Genomic DNA, 25,407 nt, shown 5'->3' on the forward strand with positions numbered 1-25,407 from the left:
ACGGTGCCGGGTCGGCCGTCTCGCGCTACGGTGCCGGGTCGACCACCATCGCCGAGCCGCCGCCGCGCCGCACCTTCTCGGCGGCTGCCAGCCACTTCCCGCCCGGCAGCCGCTGCACGCCGGTCGCCGCGCCGATCTCCGGGTTCACCTTGAAGCTGTGCCCGAGGGCCTCCAGCCGCGCCCTGATCTCACTGTCGTGCAGGGCTGGTTCGATCTCCGTCTGGGCCGCGTTGCGCTGGCTGGCGCGCGGGGCGGCGATGGCGTCGACCAGCGGCAGCCCCCGGTCCAGGAACCCGGTGAGCGTCTGGAGCACGGTGGTGATGATGGTCGCGCCGCCGGGCGAGCCGAGCGCCACCACCGGCCTGCCGTGCCGGTCCAGGACGATCGTCGGGGAGATCGAGGAGCGCGGGCGCTTGCCCGGGCCGGGCAGGTTGGGGTCGTGCACGGCCGGGTTGGCCGGCGCGAAGGAGAAGTCGGTCAGTTCGTTGTTGAGCAGGAAGCCCCGGCCGGGGACGGTGATGCCGCTGCCGCCGGTCTCCTCGATGGTGAGCGTGTAGGCGACGACGTTGCCCCACTTGTCGGCCACGGTGAGGTGGGTGGTGTTCTCGCCCTCGTACGTCGTCGGGGCCGCCGTGCCGCCCTTGCCGCAGGCCGCGGGGGAGCGCGGGTCGCCGGGCGCGAGCGGGCTGGTGAGGACCGCGTCGCCGCGGATCAGGCAGGCGCGCGAGTCGGCGTACCGCTGCGACAGCAGCTGCTTCGTCGGTACGTCCTCGAAGGCGGGGTCACCGACCCAGCGCCCGCGGTCGGCGAAGGCGATGCGGCTGGCCTCGATGAAGCGGTGCAGGTACTGCGTCTTGCTCTCCTTGGAGAGGTCGCTGTTCTCCAGGATGTTGAGCGCCTCGCCGACGGTGGTGCCGCCGGAGGAGGAGGGGGCGATGGAGTACACGTCCAGGCCGCGGTACGACGTCCGGGTGGGCGCCTGGAACTTGGCGTGGTAGACGGCCAGGTCCTTCTCGGCCAGCTTGCCGGGGCGCGCGTTCCAGTGGGAGGCGGGGTCCACGGGCGGGTGTTCCACCGTGCTGACGATGTCGTCGCCGATGTCCCCGTGGTAGATCGCGTCGACGCCCTTGCGGCCCAGCTCCTCGTAGGTGCGGGCGAGTTCGGGGTTCTTGAACGTGGAGCCGGTGACCGGCAGCCGTCCGCCCGGCAGGAACAGTTTCGCGGTGTCCGGGAAGTAGCGGAACCGGGCCTCGTTGGAGGCGGTCTGCGAGCGGAAGGTGTCGTCCACCGTGAAGCCCGCGCGCGCGATCCGCTCGGCCGGTTTCAGTACCGTGCCGAGCCTCCTGGTGCCCCACTCCCCCAGTGCGCGCTGCCAGGTGGCGGGGGTGCCCGGGGTGCCGACGCTCAGGCCGCTGCTGACGGCGTCGTCGAAGGCGAGCGGTTTGCCCTTCTCCAGGAACAGGTCGGAGTCGGCGCTCAGCGGCGCGGTCTCGCGGCCGTCGATGGTGTGGACGGTGCGGGTCCGGGCGTCGTAGTAGACGAAGTAGCCGCCCCCGCCGATGCCGGCCGAGTAGGGCTCGGTCACGCCGAGCGCGGCGGCCGTGGCGACGGCCGCGTCGACCGCGTTGCCGCCCTTCTTGAGGACCTCGATGCCGGCGGCGGAGGCGTCCGGGTCGACGCTGGCGACCGCGCCGCCGTACCCGACGGCCACCGGAACCTTCGCCGGCGTCCCGCTCGTTGCCGTGCCGGGCGGGGCCGCCGCCCCCACCGACACCATGGCGGCCGAGACCGCCAGTACCGCCAGTTTCCGCGTGCCAGGACGACCCATCCGTACCTCCCGTCGGGACAGTCCGCGCAGCGTAACCAGATTGCCGTAGTACTGACAGTACGCCTCGGCGGCCCGCCACACGAACGTCACACATCGAACACCGGTACGTACGTCTACCCCCGGGCCCGCTAGCATGCGCGGCCATGAACGACGACGTGCGCAACATCGTCCTCGGCGTCATGGCGGCCGGCGTCAGTGCCGCGCTGGGCTGGCTGACCCGCACCTTCCTGTGGCGGCGGGGGCTGCGCCGCAAGCAGGCCTTCTTCGGGCTGCCGGACCACTCCGAGGCGCTGCTGGTGGTCAACCGCAACGCGGGCGGGCCCGAACTGGCGGTGATGCGCCACGACGTGTTCGCCCTGCTGGAGTTGTCCGCGCTCATCAAGGACTGCCGCGCGCACGCCCAGGTCGTCGCGCACGACGCCGCCCGGCAGGGTTTCGGGGAGCGTACGGAGTTCTGCCTCGGCGGCCCCGCCTCCAACCACCGCACGGCGGCTCATCTGTCCTCGCTGCTGCCGGGCGTGCGCGTGAACGTGGAGGCGGAGGCCGGTGCGGACCGCGGGGCCTTCCGGATCGACGGCTCCGACTACCGCGCGCAGACCGGCCGGAGCGAGTACGTGCTGCTCGCCCGGCTCACCGTGGGCGAGCGGCGCGACGCCCGCCCGGTGTTCCTCTTCTGCGGCCAGAGCGCCATCACCAACCAGGCCGCCACCCGTTATCTGGCCCGCCACCACGAGCGGCTGGCCCGCAGGTACCGCACCGGTTCCTTCGTCCTGCTGCTGAAGGTGGTCAACTCGCGGGCGTACGGCCCGGATGTGGTGGAGCTGGTGGCGGACGTGACGCGGGCGGCGCGGACACCGCGGCCCGACCCCGTCACCGGCGGCGGCGAGTGAGCCCTCAACAATCTTTATCCGTACGTAACTTACCGACGGGTTACTTACGGTAAGAAGGCGCGGTTACCGTCGGGTCACTTTGCACGGAACCAGTGAAGGAGTGACCCATGGGACACAGTCGCGCCGCTCTGCGCACCTCCGCCGCGGCAGCCGTCTCGGCGGCCCTGGTCGCCGGCACCGTCACCGGCCTCGCACCGGCCGCCGAGGCGGCCCCGTCCCTCCGCTTCGTCGACATCACCGGCGACGGCGGCACCGTGCTCAAGGCCAACGTCCTCACGCCCGCGGGCGCCGACGCCTCGGCCCGCTACCCGCTCGTCGTGCTGCCCACGAGCTGGGGCCTGCCCCAGGTGGAGTACCTCGCCCAGGCACAGAAGCTCGCCGACTCCGGCTATGTGGTGGTCGGTTACAACGTGCGCGGCTTCTGGCAGTCCGGCGGCCGGATAGAAGTGGCCGGTCCCCCCGACGTGGCGGACGCCTCCCGGGTCATCGACTGGGCGCTGGCCCACACCCCGGCCGATCCGCGGCACATCGGCATGGCCGGGGTGTCGTACGGCGCCGGGATCAGCCTGCTCGCCGCCGCGCACGACAAGCGCGTCAAGGCCGTGGCCGCGCTCAGCGGCTGGGCGGACCTGATCGACTCCATCTACTCGGGCCGCACCCAGCACCTCCAGGCGGCGGCCGTGCTGGACGGCGCCGCCACCCTCACCGGCCACGAGAGCCCCGAACTGCGCGCCATCTTCGACAACCTGTACTCCTCGAACCTGTCGAAGGAACAGGAGATGATCGACTGGGGGCGGAAACGTTCCCCCGTGAGCTTCACCGACCAGCTGAACGCGAACGGCGCCGCGGTCATGCTGGCCAACGCCTGGGGCGACACGGTCTTCCCGGCGAACCAGTACGCCTCCTTCTACGAGAAGCTCACCGGGCCCAAGCGGCTGGAGCTGCGCCCCGGCGACCACGCCACCCCCGAACTGACCGGCCTGTTCGGGCTGCCCAACGACGTCTGGACGGACACCGAGCGCTGGTTCGACCACTATCTCAAAGGCGCCGGCAACGGCATCGAGCGCGAACAGCCGGTCCGGCTGAAGCCCCGCAGCGCGGGGGGATACGAGGGCTACCCGGACTGGAAGTCGGTCGCCGCGACCCGGCGGAAGATCGCACTGGCCGGCTCACCCACCATCCACGCGAACGTCGACTCCGGCGCGGACGGCGGCATCGTCTTCCTCTCCAGCATCCTGGACCAGGTCGCCCAACTGCCGCCCGTCGCCTCGATGCCGCTGCTGCCGCGCCGCTGGGCGGCCGTCTGGCAGTCGGAGCGGTACGGCAGCGCCCAGCGGGTGCGCGGCACGGCGAACCTGCATACCACGCTCACCCCGACCGCGGAGAGCGGCACCCTGATCGCCTACCTGTACGACGTGGGCCCGCTCGGCCTGGGCAAGCTCGTCACCCACGCGCCGTACACCTGGCACGGGCGGACGCCCGGCGCACCGTTCACCGTCGACCTGGACCTGTTCTCCACGGCCTACGACGTCCCCGCCGGGCACCGCCTCGCGCTGGTGGTCGACACGGTCGACCCGCTCTACCTCGAGCACAACCCGTCCGGCGCGCAGCTGACCTTCTCCTCGCCCGTGGACGACCCGTCGTACGTGTCCGTCCCCTTGCGCGAGCAGTGATCTCCGGCTGCCGCCGGACGAGCCTGGCCCGTGTGGTCTGCTGCCCCCTTGCGGTCCCGGGGCCATGGGGGGGCTCCCCACCCGGCAGCAGCGTCCCAGGGCCGGCCGCGGCGACCGCCACGGCCGGCCCTGGGACTGCGCTGCTCACGGCGGGACACCCGGCCGGCGAACCACGTAAGCAGCAGGCACATCCCGATGTGGATCGGCGGTCACCATCACCACGGGGATGAACGGCAAATCGTAGTCGAGGTTGGCGGCGATGCGTTTCCCGGCGTGGGGGAACTCCTCGCGGGACTCGCGCGAGCCGGCGGGAACGCGGCCTCCCACCGGCCGCGTTCCCCGGTGTCCACGGCCGCGCGAGGCACCTCGCCCCTCGTCCCGGGCATCCACAACTGGTCACGATCGCAGTGGAGTTGACCGGCTCCCCGCACCACGCCGGACCGAGCCGTAGGGACGCCGGCGGGGGCAGGGAGGTCCCGGAGGGTCAGGCCTCGGCGATCTCCGCGTACAGCTGGGACAGCTCGGGAACGCCGCTGACCGCCCACTCCTGTCCGGCCGGCACCACCTCGAACGCGCGGCCGGAGGCGAGCCGCACGACGGGCTCGCCGTCGGAGGTGATCTGCCAGGCGGCGCCGGGTACGGTCCGCACCACGACCGTGCCCAGGTACAGCCCGGCGTCGTGGCCCAGCCAGGGCAGCAGCTCGGCGTCGTCCCGCCAGCGCGGCACCAGCTGGTCCAGGGCCTCCAGCGAGGCAGGGGTGTCGTCGAGGCGGACACCCGCCCGCACCGCCTGCGAGCGCAGCAGCTCGCACTCGGAGAGCAGCGCCGCGACCGCCGCTGGATCGGCGGGGAGCGCCGCGTCACCGTTCTTCTTGTGCCGGGGGCCCAGGAACGGAAGGTGCATGGACCCAGCGTGGCATCACACGTCCAGGTCGACCACCACCGGCGCGTGGTCGGAGGCACCCTTGCCCTTGCGTTCCTCGCGGTCGACGTAGGCGTCCTTGACGGCCTGGGCGAACGGCGCGTTGCCGTACACCAGGTCGATGCGCATGCCGCGGTTCTTCGGGAAGCAGAGCTGGCGGTAGTCCCAGTAGGTGAACGGCTGGTCGTACTTCAGCGGGCGCGGCACGACGTCGCTCAGGCCCGCCTCGCGCAGGGCGGCCAGGGCGGCGCGCTCGGCCGGGGTGACATGGGTGGAGCCCTCGAAGGCGGCCCGGTCGAAGACGTCCTCGTCCGTCGGCGCCACGTTGTAGTCACCCAGCACCGCGAACGGGCGGCTGCCCTGCGCGTCGCCCTGCACCGCCGCTCTCAGGGCCTCGAACCACTGGAGCTTGTACGCGTAGTGCGGGTGGCCGACCTCGCGGCCGTTGGGCACGTACACCGACCAGACGCGGACCGGGCCACAGGTCGCCGAGAGGGCGCGCGGCTCACTCACGCCGTCGTAGCCGGGGTCACCGGGCAGGCCCTTGACCACATCCTCGATGCCGACGCGGGAGAGCACCGCGACGCCGTTCCACCGGCCGGTCGCGTGGACGGCCGCCTCGTAACCCAGCTCGCGCAGCTGGTCGACCGGGAACTGCTCCTCGGCGATCTTGGCCTCCTGGAGGCAGAGCACGTCGGTGCCGCTGCTCTCCAGCCAGGCCAGCAGCCTCGGCAGGCGGGCGGTGATCGAGTTCACGTTCCAGGTGGCGATGCGCATGTCCCCCAACCTACCCGGCGGGTCCGACAACCGGTCGTGCTCACAGATCGGCGGAGGCGCCCGGGGCCAGCCGCAGGTGGTCCGTGCCGCCCAGGGCGCCGATCTGGCGGTCGTAGATCGGCCGGGCGAGGTCGGTGAGCAGGGCGTCGTGGACGTCGTAGGCGCGCTGCGGCCCGACCTCGCGGACGTAGTCGATCACCTCGGAGATCTTGCTCCAGGGGGCCATCACGGGCAGCATCAGGGTCTCCACCGGGCGGGCGGGGACGGTGAGGGCGTCGCCGGGGTGGAAGACCCTGCCGCCGTCGATCAGGAAGCCGACGTTGGTGATCCGCGGGATGTCCGGGTGGATCACCGCGTGCAGCTCGCCGTGGACCTCCACCTCGAAGCCGGCGGCGCTGAACGTGTCGCCGTGGCCGACGGTGTGCACGCGGCCCGGGAAGGCCGCCGCGAGCCGGCCGGCGACGGACCTCGGCGCCCAGATCCCGGCGGCCGGATTGGCCTCCAGGGCGGCCCGCAGCCGGCCCTCGTCGAAGTGGTCCGGGTGCTCGTGCGTGACCAGGACGGCGTCCGCGCCGACCGCCGCGTCCTCCTCGGAGAACCCGCCCGGGTCGATGACGAGCGTGCGCCCCTCCTTGTCGAGGCGGACGCAGGCGTGGGACTTCTTCGTGAGCTTCATGACTCCCCATCCTGCCCCCCACGGCCGCCCCGCGGGGCGCTACTCGGACGGCGTGGTCTCCTCCCGGATGACCTCCCGGGCCACCCGGAACGCACGGTTCGCGGCCGGCACCCCGCAGTAGACGGCCGCCTGGAGCAGCACCTCCGCGATCTCGTGCGGGGTCAGTCCGTTGCGCAGGGCCGCGCGGGTGTGGGCCGCCAGCTCCTCCTGGTGACCGCCCGCGACCAGCGCGGTGAGCGTGATGCAGCTGCGGGTACGGCGGTCCAGGCCCGGCCGGTCCCAGATCTCGCCCCAGGCGTACCGGGTGACGAACTCCTGGAAGTCCCCGGAGAACTCGTCGGCCTCCGCCAGCGCCCGGTCCACGTGCGCGTCACCGAGCACCTCCCGGCGGACCTTCAGCCCGGTCCCGTACCGATCGGGCTGCCCGGCGGCCTGCGCCGGTACGGCCGCCGGGGCGATCTCGGCGATCGGCGCGGCCTGCGGCGGCGCGGCCGGGACCGGGACGGCCGGGGCACCGGGCAGGACGTTCTGGCCGGTGTCGAAGGACTGCTGCCAGGCGCTGGAGAAGTGGTGCACCAGCAGGTCGGTGACGGCGGCGGGCTGCTCCACCGGGACCAGGTGGGAGGCGCCCGGGACGACCGCGAGGCGGGCGTCCGGGATGCCGGCGACCAGGGTGCGGGCCTCGGCGGGACCGGTGACCCGGTCGTCGGCACCGACCAGCACCAGCGTCGGCACACCGACCCGGCCCAGCTCCGGCCGGACGTCGAACCCGGCGAGCGCCTCGCAGGCGGCGATGTAACAGCCGGGATCGGTGGTGCGGACCATCTGCACCGCCCACTCGGTGATCGCCGGCTGCGCGGCGGCGAACCCACCGGTGAACCAGCGGTCCGGCGCGGTCCGGGCGATCGGGTCGAGCCCGTTGGTGCGCACGATCACCCCGCGCTGCCGGAACTCGTCCGCGGTGCCGAACCGGGGCGAGGCGGCGACCAGCGCGAGGGAGGCCAGCCGCTCGGGGTGCCGCAGGGCCAGCTCGATACCGACGGCCCCGCCCAGCGCACAGCCCGCGTACCCGAACCGCTGCACTCCCAGCGCGTCCAGCGTCACCAGCAGCCGGGCGGTCAGCTCGGCGACGGAACCGGCCGGGTGGGCGGGGGCGCCGCCGTGGCCGGGCAGATCGAACCGGAAGACCCGCCACTGCTTGACCAGCTCCGGCACCTGACGGTCCCACATGTGCCATGTGGTACCGAGGGAGGGGCCGAGGATCAGGACAGGTGCGTCTTCTGGCCCGTCAAAGCGGTATTGCAGGGTGTTCGGGGGTGTCTCACTCACGCCCCAGACCTTCTCACGTCTCACGGACGCCCCTATAACGCGGGATCGGTGGATGCCATCCTGACCAGGTTGACGACCTCGCGGGCGGCATATCGCTTGAGGCATCGGGTGATCTCACGTCGGGTCTTGCCCTCCTGGGTGCGGCGTTCGTAGTACGCCTGGGTACGAGGGTCGTGGCGCAGCCGGGTGAACACGATGCGGTGCAGGGCAGCGTCCGCCTGCCGGTCCCCGCCGTGGTTGAGCCGGCGCGTGCTCCGCCGGCCGGAGGAGTACTCGATGGGGCTGACTCCGCAAAGGGCAGCAGAAGAGCCGGAACGGCCCGCCGGGCCAACCGACGGACCGTCACGGAATATTGAGACGGAATTGTGGACACACCTGTTTGGGCGGCGGTGTTCAGACGAAGAATGCGTTCATGCCGGGGACGTCGGAGAGGTAGGTCTCGATGCTCGCGATCTTGCCGTCGCGCAGGTGGCAGACGGTGGAGAGGTACTCGTCGAGCCGGACCTCGCCCCGGCGGGCGGTGTTGTGCAGGGACAGGGCCATGTTCTCGGGGCTGACCAGGATGTGGAGCAGTTCGAAGTTGAGGCCGTAGGAGGCGATCTTCTTCGCCCGCTCCACGACCGCCTCGGCGCCCTCCGCCTTCCCGGAGATGGTGTTGTCACCGGGGAGGACCCAGGTGGCGTCGTCGGTGAGCAGGGTCCGGATGCCGTCCCAGTCGCGGGCGGTGAGGTAGGCGTGGAACGCCTTGGCGAGCTGGTGCTGGACCTCGTACTGAGCCATGGGGTTCTCCTCAGATCAACACTAAAGCGGTGATCTCCGCTTTAAGCACCGTAGGGGACTCACTCACTAAAGCGCAACCCGATGCTTTAGGGTGGGGGTATGCCCGTCGAAAGCAAAGACCTCCGCCCCGGAGGCCGCAGCGCCCGCGTACGCGCCGCTGTGCACCGGGCCGTCATGGACCTGGTGCAGGAAGTCGGGGCCGAGAAGGTGACCATCCCCGCGGTGGCGCGCCGCGCCGGCGTCAACCCCAGTTCCGTCTACCGCCGTTGGGGGACGACCTCCGCCCTCCTGGCGGATGTGGCCGCCCGGCGCCAGGACGAGGGGGCGCCGGAGCTGCTCGGTGACCTGCGTAAGGACCTCGAACGAGCCGCTCTGTGGACGCTTGCCGACCTGTCCCGGCCGGGAGGCGTGGCGTTCTTCCGGGCCGAAGTGGCACCGGACGTGGACGAGCGCCGAGCAGGGCTGCGCGAGTGTCTGGAGCGGGTCAGCACCCGGTTCCACGCCGCCCTGGAAGCCGCGGCCCAGCGGGGCGAGGCGACACCACCACTGGAGCGGGTGCTGGACCACGTGGTCGCACCTCTCTACTTCCGCGTGGTGTTTTCGATCCCGGAAACGAACGAGGACTACGCACGCGGCCTCGTCGCCGACCTGTACGACGCCGTCTGAGTGTCCCGTGGGCCCTCAGGGGCGACGGCCAACCGCGTTAACCCCGGGTATTCAGCGGAATTGGGCTGACTGACGCCCCGATAGCAGAAAGGTGCCGGTGCCCTGCGAGGATGCGAGTGTCTGGCTCGTACCCGCTGCGGGAGCAAGGCATCTTTCGGGTGGCTGAGCGTAAAGGGTGGGACCGTCGGCTGTCGGTGGCGGCTGACGGGAAAAGGCTGATCGGGCATGCCGGGGCGGTGCTGCTGCGCCGGCGTGCGGACCGGACAGGGCTGACGGACGCGCTGGCGATGGTTCCTGCGTCCACGCTGCGACCAGCGGTTCGATCAACGCCCACTGCTCGTCGGTCAAGTCGGTTGCGCACGGCATCCGTTCCATGTCCGCAAACTTGTCCTGCTCACGCCCGGCCCGGCCCGTCTGAAGCTGCCAGTGGGTCCAAGAGGTCTTCCAGCGTACCGAGAGGCGCCATCAGAGATCTCCGCACCAGCCTCATGCCACGCATCCCGCGAAAGCCGATCTCAAGCAGCGGCAGCCGCTGCACAATCAGGTTCAAAGGGTTGCGCCGTCCGTTCGGACATCGTCCAGATCGAAGCACCCCGGAGAGCGGCTCCCGCGCGGAAGGTACAGATGACGAGTGGCCCACAACGACGCCTACCACTGGCCGCCTGAGCTTTTGGACCTGCTGATCGAACTGGTGCCCCGGCTCAACCGGAGCAAAGAAGGGGTCCTTGGATTCTTGCGGGGCGCTGGCGTCAGCGAAGACCTGCTCGCGCCTCATCGACACCAGCTCGCCGCGGACAAGTCAGCAGTCAGCAAGTACAAGATCGTTCGTGCCGTGCTCAGCCGGATCAATGAACAGGGCGACGCAGGCTTGGGCGTTCGCAGGGAGATCCTCAAACGAACGATCGACTTCGAGGACTTCTCCACACTGTGGCCGGACGACCGTCTCCCGGCGATCGTCCTGGGCGAACTCCGGGAACTCGTTCTCCTGCTTGAACGGCAAGGTGATGTTGCAGCCGGGCTGCGCGAAAAGGTCCGCTTCGCGCAGCTCGAACGTCGTCCTCTCGCCCTGCTGGGCTCCGATTTCTGAGCACCCTACGCTCCATCAGGTCACTCACGCGCACGGCGTCCAGCCGGGCAGTCGTTCGCCCTACCGATGGCAAGGCGCTCCCCCAATACAGCGGACGATTTCGCGCCGGGTCTTGCTCTCCTTGATCTGGCGCTCGTAGTAGTCCTGGGTGCGCGGGTCGACCCGCAGGCGGGTGAACACGATGCGGTGGAGCGCGGCGTTGGCCTGCTGGTCGCCGTTTGAGGCGACGGGACTGCCGGCGTCCCGAGGGACGCTCGACGGGACTGACCGCGCACAAAGCGGCGAAGGACGCCCTGCACGCCCTTCCTAACAGTGTCGCCCGGGCTGGGCACGGGAACCCGCGCTGGTTGTGATGCTGCTGGTGCAGCTCGGGTGCTGGCGGTGACGGGGCTGCTGAATCTGCGGCCGCCCAGGGTGGTCGGCTGAGACGCGGGTGCTCGGCCGAGAGCTGAGCGGGACCGGCCGAGCCCGGTACGGCAGCAAGGCCCGGACCGCGCGTCGCGGTCCGGGGCCCTGCCCCATGCGGTGCCGCCCTGCGGCGGCGGTGCGTCAGCTCTGTGCGGTGTCGTCGCTCGTCTGCCCGGCGCCCTCGGCTGCGCCTGCCTTCTCGCGCATCTTGCGCACCAGCTCCGCCTTCTGGTCGGCTGCACCCTGGCGGTCGAGGTTGCGGTGCGGACCGTTGTTCTGCCGTTCGGCGCGGGACAGCTTCTTGCGCTGGCCGCCGCCCATGCCCACGGGGTTGTTGATGTTCTTGCTCACGGTCACGGGTTCTCCCGGTAATGATGTGAAGTGATCTACGGATTCATCGGTGGGGGACGGGCGGCGACGTCGAAGGACGTCAGCAGGGGCCCATCACGCTCTCAATCGTGAATCGGCGTCTGGAAGAACATGACCAAGACGTTACCCGGTGCCGTCGGCCCCGCACACCAACCTTTCCGCCGCCCCGGCGTCGGCCGGGCCTTCGGCGAGCGCCCGGGGCCAGCCGTTTCCTTCCGGGAATCTCAGCACCGCCAGCACCCGTCGGAGGTCGCCGCCCGCCCGGGGCAGGTCCAGATGGGCGTTACTGCCGCTGCGGGCCTTGCGAGCACACTGACGGCATGGGAGATCATCTCACTTGCGGCCAGCCTCTGCGGAACGTCTGCGCAACGAGACGTCGTTCGCGGGCTGTGCGCGGTCAGCCTGCCCGAGTGCGACCTGCGACTCCGTGACACAGCTGGGAACTGATCACCGGGCTACGGAGTCCGTCATAGTGTGAACGGCCGGGATGCCAGTGAAGCGGTGGGGAAGTTGTGACGAACAGCAGCGGTAGCAATCCGTCGGCAGCGGGTCCGGGCACGTCTGCGCCGGGGCAGCCGCGCTGGGCCTGGTGGGTCGTAGGCATCGTCGTGCCCGTCGTTGGCATCGCAGCCACGGTGTTCGTCAACAACCGGCACAGCTCCGCTGACGACTCGAAGCTACCCGCCGTCGCGGGGGCACCGTCTGCCCCGCATGATCAAGTCAAGCCAGCCGCATCAGCGGATCCGGCCAGCCCGGGGAACACGGCGTCCCGCGCCATGTTCGGTCCACACGACATTCAGTTCCGGACCAGCGCCTACGGGGTTGACATCGACTTCGACATGCGCAAGCCGCTTGTTGCGGATGACCTCAAGGGCGCCGACTTGTCGGCCGTCACTGATGGAAGCGGGACGGCTGGTTCCACCAACATCCATGGCGGCCCCCGGCTCGCGGCGATCATCGCGCCGATTTCGGCAAGTGAGGCTGATCCAACCGAGGCGCAGTGCGCGGAGGCGTTGCGGAGCAACGGCGACCCCATGCTGCAGGATGCGCCTCAGGATGCGCAGTTCTGTGTTCAGACCACCGAGGGGCGTATTGCGTTCGTGCGTGTCGTGTCGGCCCCACCGGGTGGGCACACCATGAGGCTCACAGCGACGGTTTGGGACCTCGCCACTTAGCCGCGCCCTGAGACAAGCGAGCAACAAGCCCTCAAAAAGCCGACAGGCGACGAGAACACCCGTGCTACGAGCTCTTGGTAGAACTAGCGTGATCAGGCTTGGCGACGGCTGCTTCAGCAGCTCGCTCGATCTTCGCTCGGTGGGCATCCCAGAAGGGCGTCGTCGTGCTGCTGAGTCGCGTATTCGGCTGTTTTCCCTATCGAGTTGTCGAGCCGTTCGCGCAGCATGTCGGCGTGACCGGCGTGCCGGCTGAATCTCGGTGAGCATGTGGACCAGGATTTTGAGCAGCCTCGCGTTGGGGCGTGACCACCAGGGCACGTAGACGCCGTTTCACTTGGTGAGTCGGCGGTAGCCGATGAGGGTTGCGGCTATGCCGACGAAGGCGAGGAAGTGCTCGGCCTTCCGTTCGTAGCGGCGGTGCAGGCGGCGGCAGCCTGCGAGCCAAGAGTCCGTTCTCTCGACGACCCAGCGGTGTCGGCCCAGCCGGGCGGAGGACTCAATGCCCTTGCGGGCGATGCGGTGACGGATTCCGCGCTTACGGAGCCATCGGCGCAGGTTGTCGTAGTCGTAACCCTTGTCGGCATGGAGCTTGCCCGGGCGTCGACGGCTCCGGCCGCGCCGGGAGCGGATGGGCGGGATCCCGCGCACGAGCTGCTCCAGGCCGAGGCTGTCGTGCATGTTGGCCCCGGAGATACCCAGGGACAGGGGCAGTCCGTTGCGGTCGGTGATCAGGTGGATTTTCGATCCCGGCTTGCCACGGTCGGTCGGATTCGGTCCGGTCAGGGTCCCCCTTTTGCCGCCCGGACGCTGACGGAGTCGATCGCACACTGCGACCAGTCCAACTCGCCGCGAACGCCGAGCTCATCGAGGACGACGCGGTGAAGCCTGGCCCACACCCGATCCCGGCTCCACTGGGCGAAGCGCCGGTAGACGGTGGGCCAGGCCGGCCCGAACACCGGCGGCAGTTGCCGCCAGGTGCAGCCCGAGGTGGCCACGAAGATGATCGCTGCCAGGCATTCGCGGTCACCGGCCCGTCGACGGCCGCCGCCCTGCGGACGTATGACCTGCGTCGGCGGGACCACCCGCCGGAACAGCACCCACAACTCCTCCGGCACCAACCGCTCAACCAGATCCGTCATGCACGGCTCAACGAGCGATCACATCACCAGAAACGGCGTCTAACCTTCACCCGCCACCGAATATGAAACGCCCCACCGACTCCGTCGACGGACCGTCATACAAGATCGAGGCTAACGAGCGGTCCCTGATGCAGAGCGGGGGGATGCTGTGTAGACAACCTGGCGGTGCGCGAAGTAGCGAAGCCGACCACAGGATCCAGGCAGGTAGCGCGACAGCGTTTTGCCACGGACAGCCGACGTACCACTGGGCTCGCACCAGCCGGCCACGCCGTATAGACCCACCGCGCCGCAGGGCCCAGCCCGGTTCGCCTGCAGTTCCGCGTCGCCTCACGGATGCTCGGTGAAAGACGCGATCAGGAATCCAGCACCCCTCCGAGTGTGCGGGACCACCAGCGGAACGAGCCGAGCGCGTCGCGTGCGCCGGCGCAGTCGAGCGCGCGGGGAAGCCCAACCGAGGCGCTCTGGTAACCCTTCGTCTCGTGGCTCCGGGCAGAGGCCCGGCCGGCGTGCTCTCCGGTGCGGCCCCGCCCTATCACCGGGCTGTCACGGTACGCCTACGACCCGGGCATGCGGCGGAGGCCAAGCTCACACTCAGTCGGCCCGCCGCGTGACCGGATCCTGCCCCTCCTGCACCCACGGAGCAGCTACCTGCCCGGCCTCCGGGCGTAGACCATGGGTGCGACGTCTTCGGCCTTCCGATCCGGCGAACGCTAGCGGTCGAGTGCCATGCGCAGGGCCGCGTCCGCGTCGTGCCCGCCCGTCCCGGCCACCTGCACAGTGGCGAGAGGAGTGACGTAATGCCGTCAAGGCGCGGAACCCCGGCATCACGGATCTGCCACCCTCCGGCGTCGGAATGATCTGAATCGGGCAGTAAAGGTCACTGACGGACACGAGGTGCTTGCGGGCCATGCGCTCGTGGCATGTTGACCCCCTACTTCTTCCTGGGGAGGCACCGTGCCCGACTCTCCTGCCCCCATGGACTCGACACCGGCCTACCCCCGGTGGTCGGACCGCCTGATACGCCAGCTCGACGCCTTCGCCGCCATGAGGTCCGGCGCCGAGAGAGTGCCCGCTCTCGTGCTCAACAGGCAGGACGGCGGTGATCCCCGATGGCCCGCCTACGTCATCCGGGAGTACGAGCACCGACTGGCAGGAGGACATGGCCAGGTTCCTCACGCGGTCGTCGACGACGCAGAACTGACCGGCGGCTTCCTCGCGGCGGTCGACCGAGTAGTGCTGCGATTCCAGCTCACCATGCTTTCAGGGCGCCTGCGGCTGCCTGCCTTCCATACCTGCCGGGCCGTGCTGAAGTCGGAGCGCGGCACGGGAGACCTCCGGTCCCAGCAGCAGCCCATCGTCGACAGCCTGTACGCGGAACTCCTCAAGCGACACTGGACGCTCCGCGCCGCCGCGTACGTGGCGGACTTCCTGGGACAACACATCGTCACCGGCTGGCTCCAATGGCTCGTCGCCCCCGTGGTCGTGGGAGTTCCCAAGCTGGCCTACCGGTTCTTCCTGCGGCACCGGGGCCTGAGGTGGGTGGCGAACGACTGCCGCAGCGCCAACTTCCTGGACGCCGCTCTCGCCTTCTGCCGGGACGGCGAGCTGGACGCCGAGGACCCGCTCGTGCGGCACATCCTGCTACGCGCACTGCTGAGCGACCTCCGCGCGGCGACGCGGGGCAGGACCCGGCTGAGCCACCTGTGGGCCCGGCGGCGGTGGTCCTTCGTCGTCCTCATCCCCGAGATCGAAGAAGCGGACGGGGCCGGCCGGTCGTTTCTCGGCGCGTTCGCGGAACTGGCCGCCGACCACCCGTCCCGGCCGCTGCTCGTCCTGGCCGGCTGCGCGGGCCCACCGCCGGACTACGCCGTCCCGCTGGGCGTCGACCTCGACCGACCGAACGGCATCGCCGACAAGGTTCTCGCGATCCTCAGCGAGGACAGCCCCGAGCCCGTACGCCTCGTCACGCTGCCGGCCCAGGACGACGCCGAGGGCACGGCAAGAAACAGGATCGAGACCAGCACGGGCGTCACGGCACGTAAGGACCACGCCCTGGACTGGGTGCGTCCCTCGGTCCTGCCTGCCCTGGCCGTCGTGACCGCCGCCTTCTACCTGACCCCCGTGTCCCTCTGGCCATGGGCCGCGCGTCCAGCATCGCCCTCGTGCGTCACGGTAGGCACTGGAGAGCGAGTCGGTGTCACCGACGGCGAGCAGTGTGATCTGGCCGTCCCCGGAGATGCCGGGAAGGAACTGCGTGACCTGGAACGTCAGGTGGCCAAGGAGAACGCCCGGATTCCCGACGGGCGATACCGCACCCTGGTCTTTCTCGCACCCTTGAGTCTGCAGAAGGGTGTGTACGACGACCCTCCGCTCGGCCTGCAGATCCTGCGCGGCGCGATCGCCCAGCAGCACAAGCTGAACGCCGGCGTCCGCCAGAACAAGATGCCCATCCGCCTGCTCATCGCCAACACCGGTCAGTACTTCCAGTACGGCACCCGCAACGACGCAGCATCGAAGGACCCGGACGTCGCGCGCATGATCATCAGTCGGCAGCGCGGAGATCACGTCGCGGCGGTCATCGGCATCACGCAGAGTCGTCCCCAGTCGCTGAGAGCAGTCCAGGAACTCGACCAGGCCGGCATCCCGGTCATCGCCAACGGCGTATCCGGAAGCACCATGGTCGGCCCCGACTCCCCGCAGCGGTACTTCCAGATCTCGGCACCCGACACGCGCCTGGGTCCCATCTTCGCCGACTTCGTCCGCCACTCCCCCGAGATCCGCCACCTCACCAGCGGCACACCCCACGCCGTCGTCGTCTACGACCCGACCGACACCTCTTTCAGCACGGACCTCAGAAACGTCTTCCTGCGCGCCTACCGGCGACACGGCGGCGTCGACGAGGTGACCTACAGCGAGAAGCCCGGAGCCACCACACCGGACAGCATCGCCACCGACGTGTGCAACAAGGTCTCCGCGACGCACGGCATTGTCGTCTACCTCGGGCGGTCGGGCGTGCTGCCCAGCCTCCTCAACGCCATGCAGAGCGCCGGCGGTCAGTGCCAACCACCGGAAGGCACCACCATTCCCCTGATCGCCGAGAGCGCCCCCATTGACTTCCAGCTCCACCCCGCCCGCACGGCACGGACCTACCCGTACATGACACTCTTCTACGAGACCACCAATGCCCCGACGCCGGACTCGCGGGATCCCTACGCCCAGTTCGCCCAGGACTTCGCAGCCGTCTTCGGGCGCCTGAGCGCCGACGCCGACGCCGCCGGCGGCTTCGACACCGTCGGCATCGTGTCCAAGGTCATCGAGAATCTTCTCCCGGCTTCCCAGGACGTCCAGCCCAACGACATCTACCTGTGGCTCACCGCCCACGGCGTGTCCCAGTACCCCGGTGCTTCGGGCGTGCTGCAACTGGACGCCAAGAACAAGTACCCGCCCGACAAGGCCGTCTACATCCGAGAGATCACCCAGCCGCGCGGCACCCCGTCCACACTCCTCAGCTGCGGCATCCTGCCCGACCGGCAGAACCGCACGACCTGGGGCACGGCGCCGGACACCTTCCCGTGCCCTCGCAGGACCACGGGATCACCGACCGACTGACGCACCCTGGACGCCAGTGGGTGCTGAGCAAGCCTTCACGCAGGCGGGGGCCCACATGGCGAGGAGGTGATCCGGCACCCCGTTGTCGGCGAGGTACGTGAGGCAAGACGCCCGGGCATCGTACAGACGGACCCTGCGAAGACCGTTCTCGCCCATGATCTTGTGCTCTCGCACCCGCAACTTGCGTCCCTCCAGAGGGACGCCGAGTTCGTCCGCAAGCCGGGGACGACCCCTGAAGCACTCACCCGGACACTTCAGACCGCCGTTGCCGGGGCCACTGCCCGACAGCGGCGGAGCTCCGTTTATTCCGAGGTCACGCCGCGCGCGCTGGTAGGAGGCATCACGCGCCGCACTTGCCAGCCGATGGACCTTGGTCCACTTCTCCGCGTCAACCGGCCCCTCCCGTATGAGCAGCTCTATGGTCCAGATCGTCTCGTGCCAGCGCCGGGCCGCCGCGATTGTAGCTGCGTCCCCGACGAGCAGGACGGACTCCCACTCCGTTGCACGGCGGGACTCCGCGTCGGCGAGCAGAGGCAGACCGTCGGCCGGAGGCAACGGATCGGCCACGTCCGCGAATCCGAGGGCGGCGCCGATGCGTTGGGCGAGGCGAAGCTTGGCCTTGAGGGCGTTGGCGTAGCGCCGTATGTCTCGAAACGCTTCTCGTCCCACCTCTCCTCCCGCTGCCGCTTCCACCCCCGGCGCTCAGTCAGGCTCTGCGCGGCATAGGAGCCGAGCGAACCGACCACGACGCCTATCAGAGCAGGCAGTTGGTCCACTAGCTCACAGTCCCCCCAGGGCCTCGGAGTGGGACTGGATCAGCGGTTCGGCGCGGTGCGCAGTGCGGTGGTGAACTGTGCGCCCTCGCGGGCGGCGGCTCGAGCGCGACGGGCGGCGGTGCTTGCATCCGCGGTACCAGAGCCGCCACGCTCTCGGCAGGCGCCACGCGACGGCCGGCCGGCAGCCTTCCGGCTCCGGCAGAGGGCATTCGTGGGCCTTCAGGTCGCGGGTGACTCCGGCGGCGTACGTTCCCGGATACCTCGTATGCTGCTGGGCCATTTACATGCAACCAATCCATAGCTCGCGTGGCCCCGGATTACACAGGGGTGTTCCTCCCCGCCGCGCCCATCGGAGAGCCTTGTGAAAGAACCTGTATATATCGGCAGTAATCCAACTGCCAGACCTGATCTGCAGCAGCTGGTCCACGAGGTTGCGCTGGGTGATCAGGAGGCTTTCGCCGCGGTCTATGACGCCGTTGCCGGCTCCGTCCTCGGGGTCGCTCGGGCGGTCCTGCGCGACCATGCGCAGTCGGAGGAGGTGGCGCAGGAAGTGCTGGTGGAGGTGTGGCGCACGGCCCCGCGCTATCGGCCCGAGCGTGGCACGGCCATCAACTGGATCCTCACCCTTGCTCACCGGCGGGCGGTGGACCGCGTCCGGTCGGTGGAGGCAGCGGCGGCCCGTGACAGCAAGGCCGCTCTGCTCGACCATCAGCCGGCATACGACGAGGTGACCGAGCAGGTCGAGAGCCGGCTGGAACAGGAGCAGGTGCGGCGCTGTCTGCGCACCCTGACCGAACTGCAGCGGCAGTCGGTCACTCTCGCGTACTACCGCGGCCTGACCTACCGGGAGGTCGCCGAAGCGCTGGCGCTGCCGCTCGGCACGGTCAAGACCCGTCTGCGTGACGGATTGATTCGGCTCCGCGACTGCCTGGGGGTGACCGCATGACCACGACCGATCTGCACGCCCTGACAGGCGCCTACGCGGTGCATGCACTGCACGACGAGGAGCGTGCCGCCTTCGAGCGTCACCTGGCCGAGTGCGACGCCTGTGAACAGGAGGTCGCAGGGTTCACTGCCACTGCCGGACGCCTGGCCCTCGCCTCCACGGTGCGCACACGCCCCCTCATGCGGGAGCAGGTACTGCAGCGCATCACCACCGTGCGCCAGGTGTCGCCGGACGCCGCGCCCCTGGAGCGAGTACGCCGTGGCGTGCGGCGCGGACGGAGCCTGGCACGGTGGGCGCTGGCCGCCAGTGTGGCTGCCGCGGCCGCGTTCGGGGGGACCGCCGTATGGCAGTACGAGCGCGCCCAGGACGCTCAGTACCGGGCAGCGCGTGCGGAGCGCCAGGCTGAGGGCGTGGCGGAAGTGCTGGCCGCGTCCGACGCCAAGTCGCTTTCGGCGCGGGTGGCGGGCGGCGCGGGCACGCTGGTGGTCTCCGCCGACCGGGACCGGGCCGTGTTCGTGGCGTCCGGGATGGCCGCACCACCGAGGGGCAAGGTGTATCAACTGTGGTTCGCCGTCGGCGGGAAGATGCGCTCGGCCGGCCTGATGGACCCCGACCGCAGCAGCCAGACCGTGCTCATGCAAGGTGCGGTCGACGGCGCCTCGGGCATCGGTGTCACGGTGGAGCCGTCCGGTGGGTCGAGGCAGCCCACCTCGACACCGATCGCCCTGCTCGGCGTGCCGACGTGAGGGTACGCGTGGGGAGCCCGTCCGTCGGCGGGCTCCCCACGCGGCTATCGGTGTCGGCGCGGTGGCCGAGGGAAGAAGGCGCTGGTGCGTGCCACGTACGCGTCCCAGCCGGGCCGGCCGGCCATGTGCCGTTCCAGTAGTTTCCCGCTCCCGTTGATCAGCAGCACGCTCATCACCAGCGGGGAGGCGACGGACGCGGCCGCGGCCTGCCATCCGGCGTCGCGGGCGAGGAGGAACAGCCCCCACCAGGCGCAGAAGTCCCCGAAGTGGTTGGGGTGCCGGGTCAGCCGCCACAGCCCCTGGTCCATGATGCGGCCTCGGTTGCCGGGCTGCGCCGTGAAGCGGGCCGGCTGGGCGTCGCCGACGGCTTGGAAGAACAGTCCGACAGCCCAGACGGCCGTGCCTGCCCAGCCCGGGGCGGACAGCGGACGGGGCGTGTACCGGGCTGCCTGCACCGGCAGGGACACCAGCCACACCAGGCCTCCCTGCAGCAGGTAGATCATCCGTAGGGCGTACAGGTGGCGGTTGCCCCCCGCGCGGGCCGGCATCGCCTCGTACCGCGGGTCCTCGCCGTTGCCGCCGCCGCGGCGGGCGATGTGCACCGCGAGTCGCAGCCCCCACACCACGGTGAGACCGGTGACCAGCAGCCGTCTGCCCGGATCGCCCTGGGGCGCCGAGAGGCCGAAGGTCACCACGGCCACCGCGGCGAAGGCCCCCCTCACGCGATGTCGACGACACGGTGCACGCCCAGGTCCAGGGCGATGGCGAAGTGCCGAGCATGACGGCCAGCGATGTCGCCGCCGCCCATCCGAGGTGGGGCGGACATCTCCCAGGCGAAGGGTTCACCGCTCCTCCAGGTGCCGGTAACAGTCGCCGGCCTCCGCTCCGGTCAGCCGCTGTCACCCGTGGCACCCGGGCGTACGGCGAGAAACTGGTCGACGCTCATGCGCCGCTCCTCGAAGGCCAGGGCCCCGCCGACCAGGTACAGCCGCCATACGCGGGCCGTCTCCTCGCCGACCACCGGGACGAACCGCTCCCACCGTTCCTCCAGCGTGCGGTGCCAGGCATTGATGGTGCGCGCGTGGTGCTCGCGCAGCGACTCCACCGAACGGACCTCGCGGCCGGCCGCCTCCAGCAGGCCGACGGTCTCGCCCATCGGTCGCATGTGCATGTCCGGGGCGATGTACGCCTCGATGAACGCGCCGCCGCCGGGTGCGCGCGTGTCGCGGGACATCTGCTGGACCAGCACGCGCCCGTGCGGGCGGACCAGCCGGTACCGGGCGGCGGTGAAAGCCGGGTACTCGGCGTCGCCGACATGCTCGCCCATCTCGATGGTGGCCACGGCGTCGTAAGCACCGCCGGTGATGTCCCGGTAATCCCGGCACACGACCTCGACCCGCTGCTTCATGCGCCGTTCGCGTACCTGCTCGCGCACGTACGCCGCCTGCTCGCGGGCCAGGGTGACGGCAGTGACCTGCGCCTTGTGCTCTTCGTGCGCATACAAGCTCAGTGAGCCCCAGCCGCAACCGATGTCGAGGAGGCGCGCGCCGGGGACGAGGCCGAGCTTGCGGCAGACCAGCTCCAGTTCGGCGCGCTGGGCGCCGGCAGGGGTGGGTGCGGGGTCCTCGCCGCTCCAGTAGCCGCAGGAGTAGGCCATGGTGTCGTCGAGAAGGAGGCGGTGGAAGTCGTTGGACAGGTCGTAGTGGTGGCTGACGGCCGCGCGGTCGCGGGTCTTGCTGTGCAGGCCGCCGCGCAGTCTCGCCCGGGTGGCGGGGGTGGGCGGGCACGGGCCGACGGCGCCGAGCGACACGGCCTCGGCGACCGCGCGCGTCCAGCCGGCCGCCGAGAGCCGCGGCGCGTGCAGGCCCCCGCGTGACGCAGCACGGACCGCACGGGAGTGCCGGCGCGCACCTCGTGCAGGCCGGCCGCGATCCGGTCGACGTACGTTGCTGAGCCGCCCGTCACGGCCGCCACACCGGTGATCCGCTGACCGGGAGCATGCCGTGGTGGGCGAGGAACCGGAACAGGTAGGCCGCCGGATACATCAGGGCCGTCGCCGCATCGCAGGACCACACGGCGGATACGACCGGCGTCATGAAGTGGGCGCGGAAGTAGGACGAGAACCCGGCCCGGTCCAGGGAGGCACCGAGCGTCAGGGTGTCGTCAGCGCCCGTCTCGAGAAGGCGGTGGGCGGCCCGGTGGAAGCGCGGTACCTCGGCCAGCATGCGCAGTAACGACCGTGCACGATGTTGCGCGGCTGGGCGAGCAGTCCGCGAAGGCCCCGGGCGCCGGCATACTCCAGACCGCAGCCCTCGCACCACACGGACATGCTCTTCTCCCACTCCTGCGTGACCACGTGGAGCGTGACGTGGTGGGCGCGGGCCAGGATGTGCGCGGCGGTCAGTCCCGCCGCCCCGCTGCCGATGACGGCCGTACGGCGTCGGGTCGGGGGTCGTTCCATGGTGTCGTCTCCCTCCCCGGATGGACGAAACGGCACTGTCAGAGGGCTGGTCCGCAGGCATTGAGCTCTGCGTACCAGCCCTCTGATCAGGCATCCCCCGCCTGAGTCGCTCTCGTCAGGACGACGGGGCCGGGCGTGCGTCCTCGGCGCGCACGGGCGTCAGCTCTTCGGCATCAGGACGGTGTCGATGATGTAGACGTTGGCGTTGGCGGTCTTGACGTTGCCGCAGACCACCTTGGCGGAGTCGTTGACCGTGTAGGACTCGCCCGAGCCGGAGGTCATCACCTTCGACTTCTCCAGCGTGTCGAAGGAGCCGTTCTGAAGGTCCTTGGGCGTCAGCTTCTGGCCGACGACGTGGTAGGTGAGGATCTTCGTCAGCTGGGCCTTGTCGTTCAGGACCTTGTCCAGGGTCGCCTTCGGGATTTTCTTGAAGGCGTCGTTGGTCGGCGCGAACACGGTGATGTTCTGGGCGTTGTTGAGCGTGTCGACCAGGCCGGCCTTCTTCACCGCCGTCACCAGAGTGGAGAGCGCCGGGTTGTTGGAAGCCGCGGTGGCGACCGGGTCCTTGGCCATGCCGTTGAAGGAGCCCGCACCGTTCTCCGGCACGGAGGAACAGGCCGGGCCGAACGGCTGGTCCATGCTGCTCGCGCTGCTGCTCGAGCCGCCCATGTCGTCGCTGCTCCTGGTCGCCGGGGCAGACGCCTTGTTCGATGAGTCGGACTTGCCCGTGTCACTGCTGCCGCTGGAGCAGGCGGTCAGGGCCACGGGCAGGACGGCGGCAGCGGCGAGCAGGCCGGCGGTACGGCGGATGCGGGTGTTCATCACGATCTCCTGTTGGAAGGTGCAGCACGAAGCGGCTGCGTTTTGGGATTTCGGAAGGGTGGTTCGGAAGGGCGGGGCCCTTGTGGTGGGGGCGGGTGATCACTCGACGGTGACGACGACGGAGTGCCAGCCGCTGGCGCCGTCGGGGATCGTGCGAGCCCGCTTGTCGGTCTGCACCGCGCCGGTCCGGTCGGTGGCGCGGACGGTGAGGGTGTGGCCTCCCTCGGTGGCCTGCCAGGGAACCGACCACTGGCGCCAGGTGTCGCGGGTGTCCTCGGCGGCCAGGTGGGCTTCCTGCCAGGGGCCGTCGTCGACGCGGACCTCGACCTTGTCGATGCCCCGGTGCTGGGCCCAGGCGACACCGGCGACCATCATCGTGCCGGCCTTCGGCCGGGCGAACGGCTTGGGCGTGTCGATACGCGACTCGGTCTTGATCGGGGCCCTGCGGGCCCATCCGCGCTTGACCCAGTAGGGGTCGTAGGAATCGAAGGTGGTCAGCTCGATGTCCTCGATCCACTTGCAGGCCGAGACGAATCCGTACAGGCCCGGGACCACCATCCGCACCGGGAAACCGTGCTCGAAAGGCAGCGGCTCACCGTTCATGCCGAGCGCGAGCATCGCGTCCCGGCCATCCATGACGTCCTCGACCGGGCTGCCGATCGTCATACCGTCCACCGACCGGGACACCAACTGGTCCGCCGGGCCGCCCCGGGAGGGAGACTTCACACCGCAGTCGGCCAGCAGGTCGGCCAGCCGCACCCCGGTCCAGCGGGCGTTGCCCACGTACGCGCCGCCGACCTCATTGGACACACAGGCCAGGGTGATGTCCCGCTCGATCAACTCCCTGCGCAACAGGTCGTCGAAGGAGTAGGAGGCCGGACGGCGTACGCCCTTGCCGTGGATACGCAGCCGCCAGGTCGTGGCGTCCACCTTGGGCACCACCAGCGCGGTGTCCACCCGGTAGAAGTCGTCGTTCGGGGTGACGAACGCGCTGATTCCGGGGACGCGCAACGCAGCCCTCTTGGGCACCGGTCGCGCCGACGACCCGGGATCGGGCAGCACGACGTTCTTGCGCGAGGCGATCGCGTCCTGGCCGCTGGAGGCGTTCAGTGACCGGCCGACCGCCCCTACCGCGGCAGAGGCCGCTGCGGCAGATGCGGCCGCCAGGACGAATCCCCGCCGGTCCCATCCCTGGCCCGCGTGCGCACCGGCTCCCGCTTCCTCGGCCGCGGGCTCGGGCACCGGTGCCCGCCTCACCACGGTCAGGCGGCCCACCAGAACGTACAGAAGCAGAGCCCCGGCAACAGTCCCCACGACAGAGGGCAGTGCGTCGGTGAGGCTGATGGAGTCGGGGCGGCTGACGGCGGCCGCCGCCCCCACGGCCCCGAAGAGAAGGACCCCGGCGGCTCCGACCCGCCTGAACCGCACCGCCAGCACACCCAACGCCAGAGCCAGCACAGCCAGCACAGCGAGGATGCCGAGTTGCAGTACGAGCTTGTCGTCGGTGCCGAAGTGGCGGATCGCCCAGTCCTTGACCGGAGGGGGGGTTGCGTCGATGGACGCGCCGCCCACCGCGATGACCGGACTGGACTGCGGACGCAACCCCGCCGCGACCAGTTCGGCCACCGCCAGTGCGGCGAAGCCGGCCAGCCCCCCGCTCAACGCACCCAGCGCAAGACGCGGCAGACCCGGCCGTACTCGCTGATCCTTCTCTTCGTCCCTCACGCAGGGAATCCGGTTCTGCACACCGGGCGGATTGGTCCCAGACCTGATCAGGCGAAAAAAGATCCCGGACCAATCCACCCCGCGTTCCGCAACGCATTACCCATTCAGAGGCCGACGGACATCGCCGTCACTGCTGCACCTGGATATGGGCGTATGGCCTGCCCGGGGTGCCTGCGCAGGAATCCAGGCATCCCCGGTCCCCGCTACGGCTGCCGCGTCACATTCCCGCATGCCGGCCGGTGTTGACACAGGCGTTGCCGAAGGCCGGATTCAGCAAGCCGATCACGTCGACGGTGTTGCCGCAGGCGTTGACCGGGATGTTGATCGGAATCTGGACCACGTTGCCGGACAGTACGCCCGGCGAACCGACCGCAGCCGCCTGCGCGCCGCTGTCGGCCGACGCCACCGCCGCTCCAGCGAACACCACCGCGCCCGCAGCAGCCACCAGACCCGCACTCCGCATCACTCGAGACCGCAGATACGTCATGTTCAGGTGCCTTCCTCCTCGTTGCGGCGGCAGTCGCCGCCGGCCGGCCGCGTGCCGCGTCCAGGCACCGGTGATCCGCTGCCACCATGCGCGCGGACTGCTCAGAACGGCCCGGA

Annotated in this window: 19 protein-coding genes and 5 pseudogenes; 8 read left to right on the forward strand and 16 right to left on the reverse strand. The window is 70.2% G+C overall.

What is annotated here, in order from left to right; translation table 11 throughout:
• Positions 1-25: 25 nt before the first annotated feature.
• On the reverse strand, positions 26-1,828 hold the full coding sequence (gene ggt / locus ABZ117_RS30995; protein ID WP_356825542.1) for a gamma-glutamyltransferase: 1,803 nt from the start codon (positions 1,826-1,828) through the stop codon (positions 26-28).
• 143 nt (positions 1,829-1,971) lie between these two features.
• On the opposite strand from ggt, the gene ABZ117_RS31000 reads away from it, so the two are divergent.
• Entirely contained in the window at positions 1,972-2,718 is a 747-nt protein-coding gene (locus tag ABZ117_RS31000) for a hypothetical protein (RefSeq protein ID WP_356825544.1), read from the forward strand.
• A 107-nt stretch (positions 2,719-2,825) separates the two neighbouring features.
• Positions 2,826-4,391 (forward strand): alpha/beta fold hydrolase, encoded by a 1,566-nt coding sequence (locus tag ABZ117_RS31005; protein ID WP_356825546.1) that lies wholly within the window; start codon positions 2,826-2,828, stop codon positions 4,389-4,391.
• Positions 4,392-4,464: 73 nt separating this feature from the next.
• Here the strand turns inward: ABZ117_RS31005 and ABZ117_RS31010 are convergent.
• The 7 genes and pseudogenes from ABZ117_RS31010 to ABZ117_RS31040 form a co-directional block, all read right to left on the reverse strand.
• Positions 4,465-4,685, reverse strand: a pseudogene (locus ABZ117_RS31010) (amino acid ABC transporter permease); the annotation flags it as partial.
• Positions 4,686-4,875: 190 nt separating this feature from the next.
• Entirely contained in the window at positions 4,876-5,295 is a 420-nt protein-coding gene (locus tag ABZ117_RS31015; RefSeq protein WP_356825548.1) for a DUF6278 family protein, read from the reverse strand.
• 15 nt (positions 5,296-5,310) lie between these two features.
• Positions 5,311-6,090, reverse strand: coding sequence for an exodeoxyribonuclease III (locus ABZ117_RS31020; protein ID WP_356825550.1), 780 nt, complete (start codon positions 6,088-6,090; stop codon positions 5,311-5,313).
• Between the two features lie 40 nt (positions 6,091-6,130).
• Entirely contained in the window at positions 6,131-6,766 is a 636-nt protein-coding gene (locus tag ABZ117_RS31025; RefSeq protein WP_356825552.1) for an MBL fold metallo-hydrolase, read from the reverse strand.
• Between the two features lie 39 nt (positions 6,767-6,805).
• A complete protein-coding gene (pcaC, locus tag ABZ117_RS31030) occupies positions 6,806-8,095 on the reverse strand; it encodes a 4-carboxymuconolactone decarboxylase (RefSeq protein ID WP_356825554.1) in 1,290 nt (429 codons plus the stop codon).
• A gap of 32 nt (positions 8,096-8,127) precedes the next feature.
• A pseudogene (locus tag ABZ117_RS31035) lies at positions 8,128-8,397 on the reverse strand (transposase); the annotation flags it as partial.
• A 91-nt stretch (positions 8,398-8,488) separates the two neighbouring features.
• Positions 8,489-8,875, reverse strand: coding sequence for a nuclear transport factor 2 family protein (locus ABZ117_RS31040; protein ID WP_356825556.1), 387 nt, complete (start codon positions 8,873-8,875; stop codon positions 8,489-8,491).
• Between the two features lie 99 nt (positions 8,876-8,974).
• On the opposite strand from ABZ117_RS31040, the gene ABZ117_RS31045 reads away from it, so the two are divergent.
• Entirely contained in the window at positions 8,975-9,541 is a 567-nt protein-coding gene (locus ABZ117_RS31045; RefSeq protein ID WP_356825558.1) for a TetR/AcrR family transcriptional regulator, read from the forward strand.
• 631 nt (positions 9,542-10,172) lie between these two features.
• A complete protein-coding gene (locus tag ABZ117_RS31050) occupies positions 10,173-10,628 on the forward strand; it encodes a hypothetical protein (protein ID WP_356825560.1) in 456 nt (151 codons plus the stop codon).
• Between the two features lie 549 nt (positions 10,629-11,177).
• Here the strand turns inward: ABZ117_RS31050 and ABZ117_RS31055 are convergent.
• Positions 11,178-11,393, reverse strand: coding sequence for a DUF6243 family protein (locus tag ABZ117_RS31055; protein ID WP_179879016.1), 216 nt, complete (start codon positions 11,391-11,393; stop codon positions 11,178-11,180).
• 524 nt (positions 11,394-11,917) lie between these two features.
• On the opposite strand from ABZ117_RS31055, the gene ABZ117_RS31060 reads away from it, so the two are divergent.
• A complete protein-coding gene (locus ABZ117_RS31060; RefSeq protein ID WP_356825562.1) occupies positions 11,918-12,580 on the forward strand; it encodes a hypothetical protein in 663 nt (220 codons plus the stop codon).
• A gap of 330 nt (positions 12,581-12,910) precedes the next feature.
• Here ABZ117_RS31060 and ABZ117_RS31065 read toward each other — a convergent pair.
• Positions 12,911-13,719, reverse strand: a protein-coding gene (locus ABZ117_RS31065) for an IS5 family transposase (protein WP_356825564.1) whose coding sequence is annotated in 2 segments (ribosomal slippage) — positions 12,911-13,369 and positions 13,372-13,719 — 807 coding nt in all. Because the reading frame shifts where the segments join, the coding sequence is not laid out codon by codon here.
• Positions 13,720-14,694: 975 nt separating this feature from the next.
• Here ABZ117_RS31065 and ABZ117_RS31070 point away from each other — a divergent pair.
• From ABZ117_RS31070 to ABZ117_RS31080, 3 genes are all read left to right on the forward strand, one after another.
• Positions 14,695-17,328, forward strand: a complete 2,634-nt coding sequence (locus ABZ117_RS31070) for a hypothetical protein (protein ID WP_356825566.1) — start codon at positions 14,695-14,697, stop codon at positions 17,326-17,328.
• 1,137 nt (positions 17,329-18,465) lie between these two features.
• Positions 18,466-19,050: a sigma-70 family RNA polymerase sigma factor gene (locus ABZ117_RS31075; protein ID WP_356825568.1), complete on the forward strand. Its 585-nt coding sequence runs from the start codon at positions 18,466-18,468 to the stop codon at positions 19,048-19,050.
• Positions 19,047-19,796 carry an anti-sigma factor gene (locus tag ABZ117_RS31080; protein WP_356825570.1) on the forward strand — a complete coding sequence of 250 codons (750 nt, stop codon included), beginning with the start codon at positions 19,047-19,049 and terminating at the stop codon, positions 19,794-19,796. Before ABZ117_RS31075 ends, ABZ117_RS31080 begins: the two co-directional genes overlap by 4 nt.
• Before the next feature lie 44 nt (positions 19,797-19,840).
• Here the strand turns inward: ABZ117_RS31080 and ABZ117_RS31085 are convergent.
• The 6 genes and pseudogenes from ABZ117_RS31085 to ABZ117_RS31110 form a co-directional block, all read right to left on the reverse strand.
• Positions 19,841-20,576, reverse strand: a pseudogene (locus ABZ117_RS31085) (DUF1295 domain-containing protein).
• 109 nt (positions 20,577-20,685) lie between these two features.
• Positions 20,686-21,690: pseudogene (locus ABZ117_RS31090) on the reverse strand (cyclopropane-fatty-acyl-phospholipid synthase family protein); the annotation flags it as partial.
• Positions 21,666-22,257 (reverse strand): annotated as a pseudogene (locus ABZ117_RS31095) (FAD-binding protein); the annotation flags it as partial. The pseudogenes ABZ117_RS31095 and ABZ117_RS31090, both read right to left, overlap by 25 nt.
• A 159-nt stretch (positions 22,258-22,416) precedes the next feature.
• Positions 22,417-23,079: a fasciclin domain-containing protein gene (locus ABZ117_RS31100; protein ID WP_356825572.1), complete on the reverse strand. Its 663-nt coding sequence runs from the start codon at positions 23,077-23,079 to the stop codon at positions 22,417-22,419.
• A gap of 99 nt (positions 23,080-23,178) precedes the next feature.
• On the reverse strand, positions 23,179-24,741 hold the full coding sequence (locus ABZ117_RS31105; RefSeq protein WP_356825574.1) for a molybdopterin-dependent oxidoreductase: 1,563 nt from the start codon (positions 24,739-24,741) through the stop codon (positions 23,179-23,181).
• A 280-nt stretch (positions 24,742-25,021) separates the two neighbouring features.
• Positions 25,022-25,291, reverse strand: coding sequence for a chaplin (locus ABZ117_RS31110; RefSeq protein WP_356825576.1), 270 nt, complete (start codon positions 25,289-25,291; stop codon positions 25,022-25,024).
• Positions 25,292-25,407 lie beyond the last annotated feature (116 nt).

The organism is Streptomyces sp. NPDC006309 (assembly GCF_040613095.1).
Classification (GTDB): Bacteria; Actinomycetota; Actinomycetes; order Streptomycetales; family Streptomycetaceae; genus Streptomyces.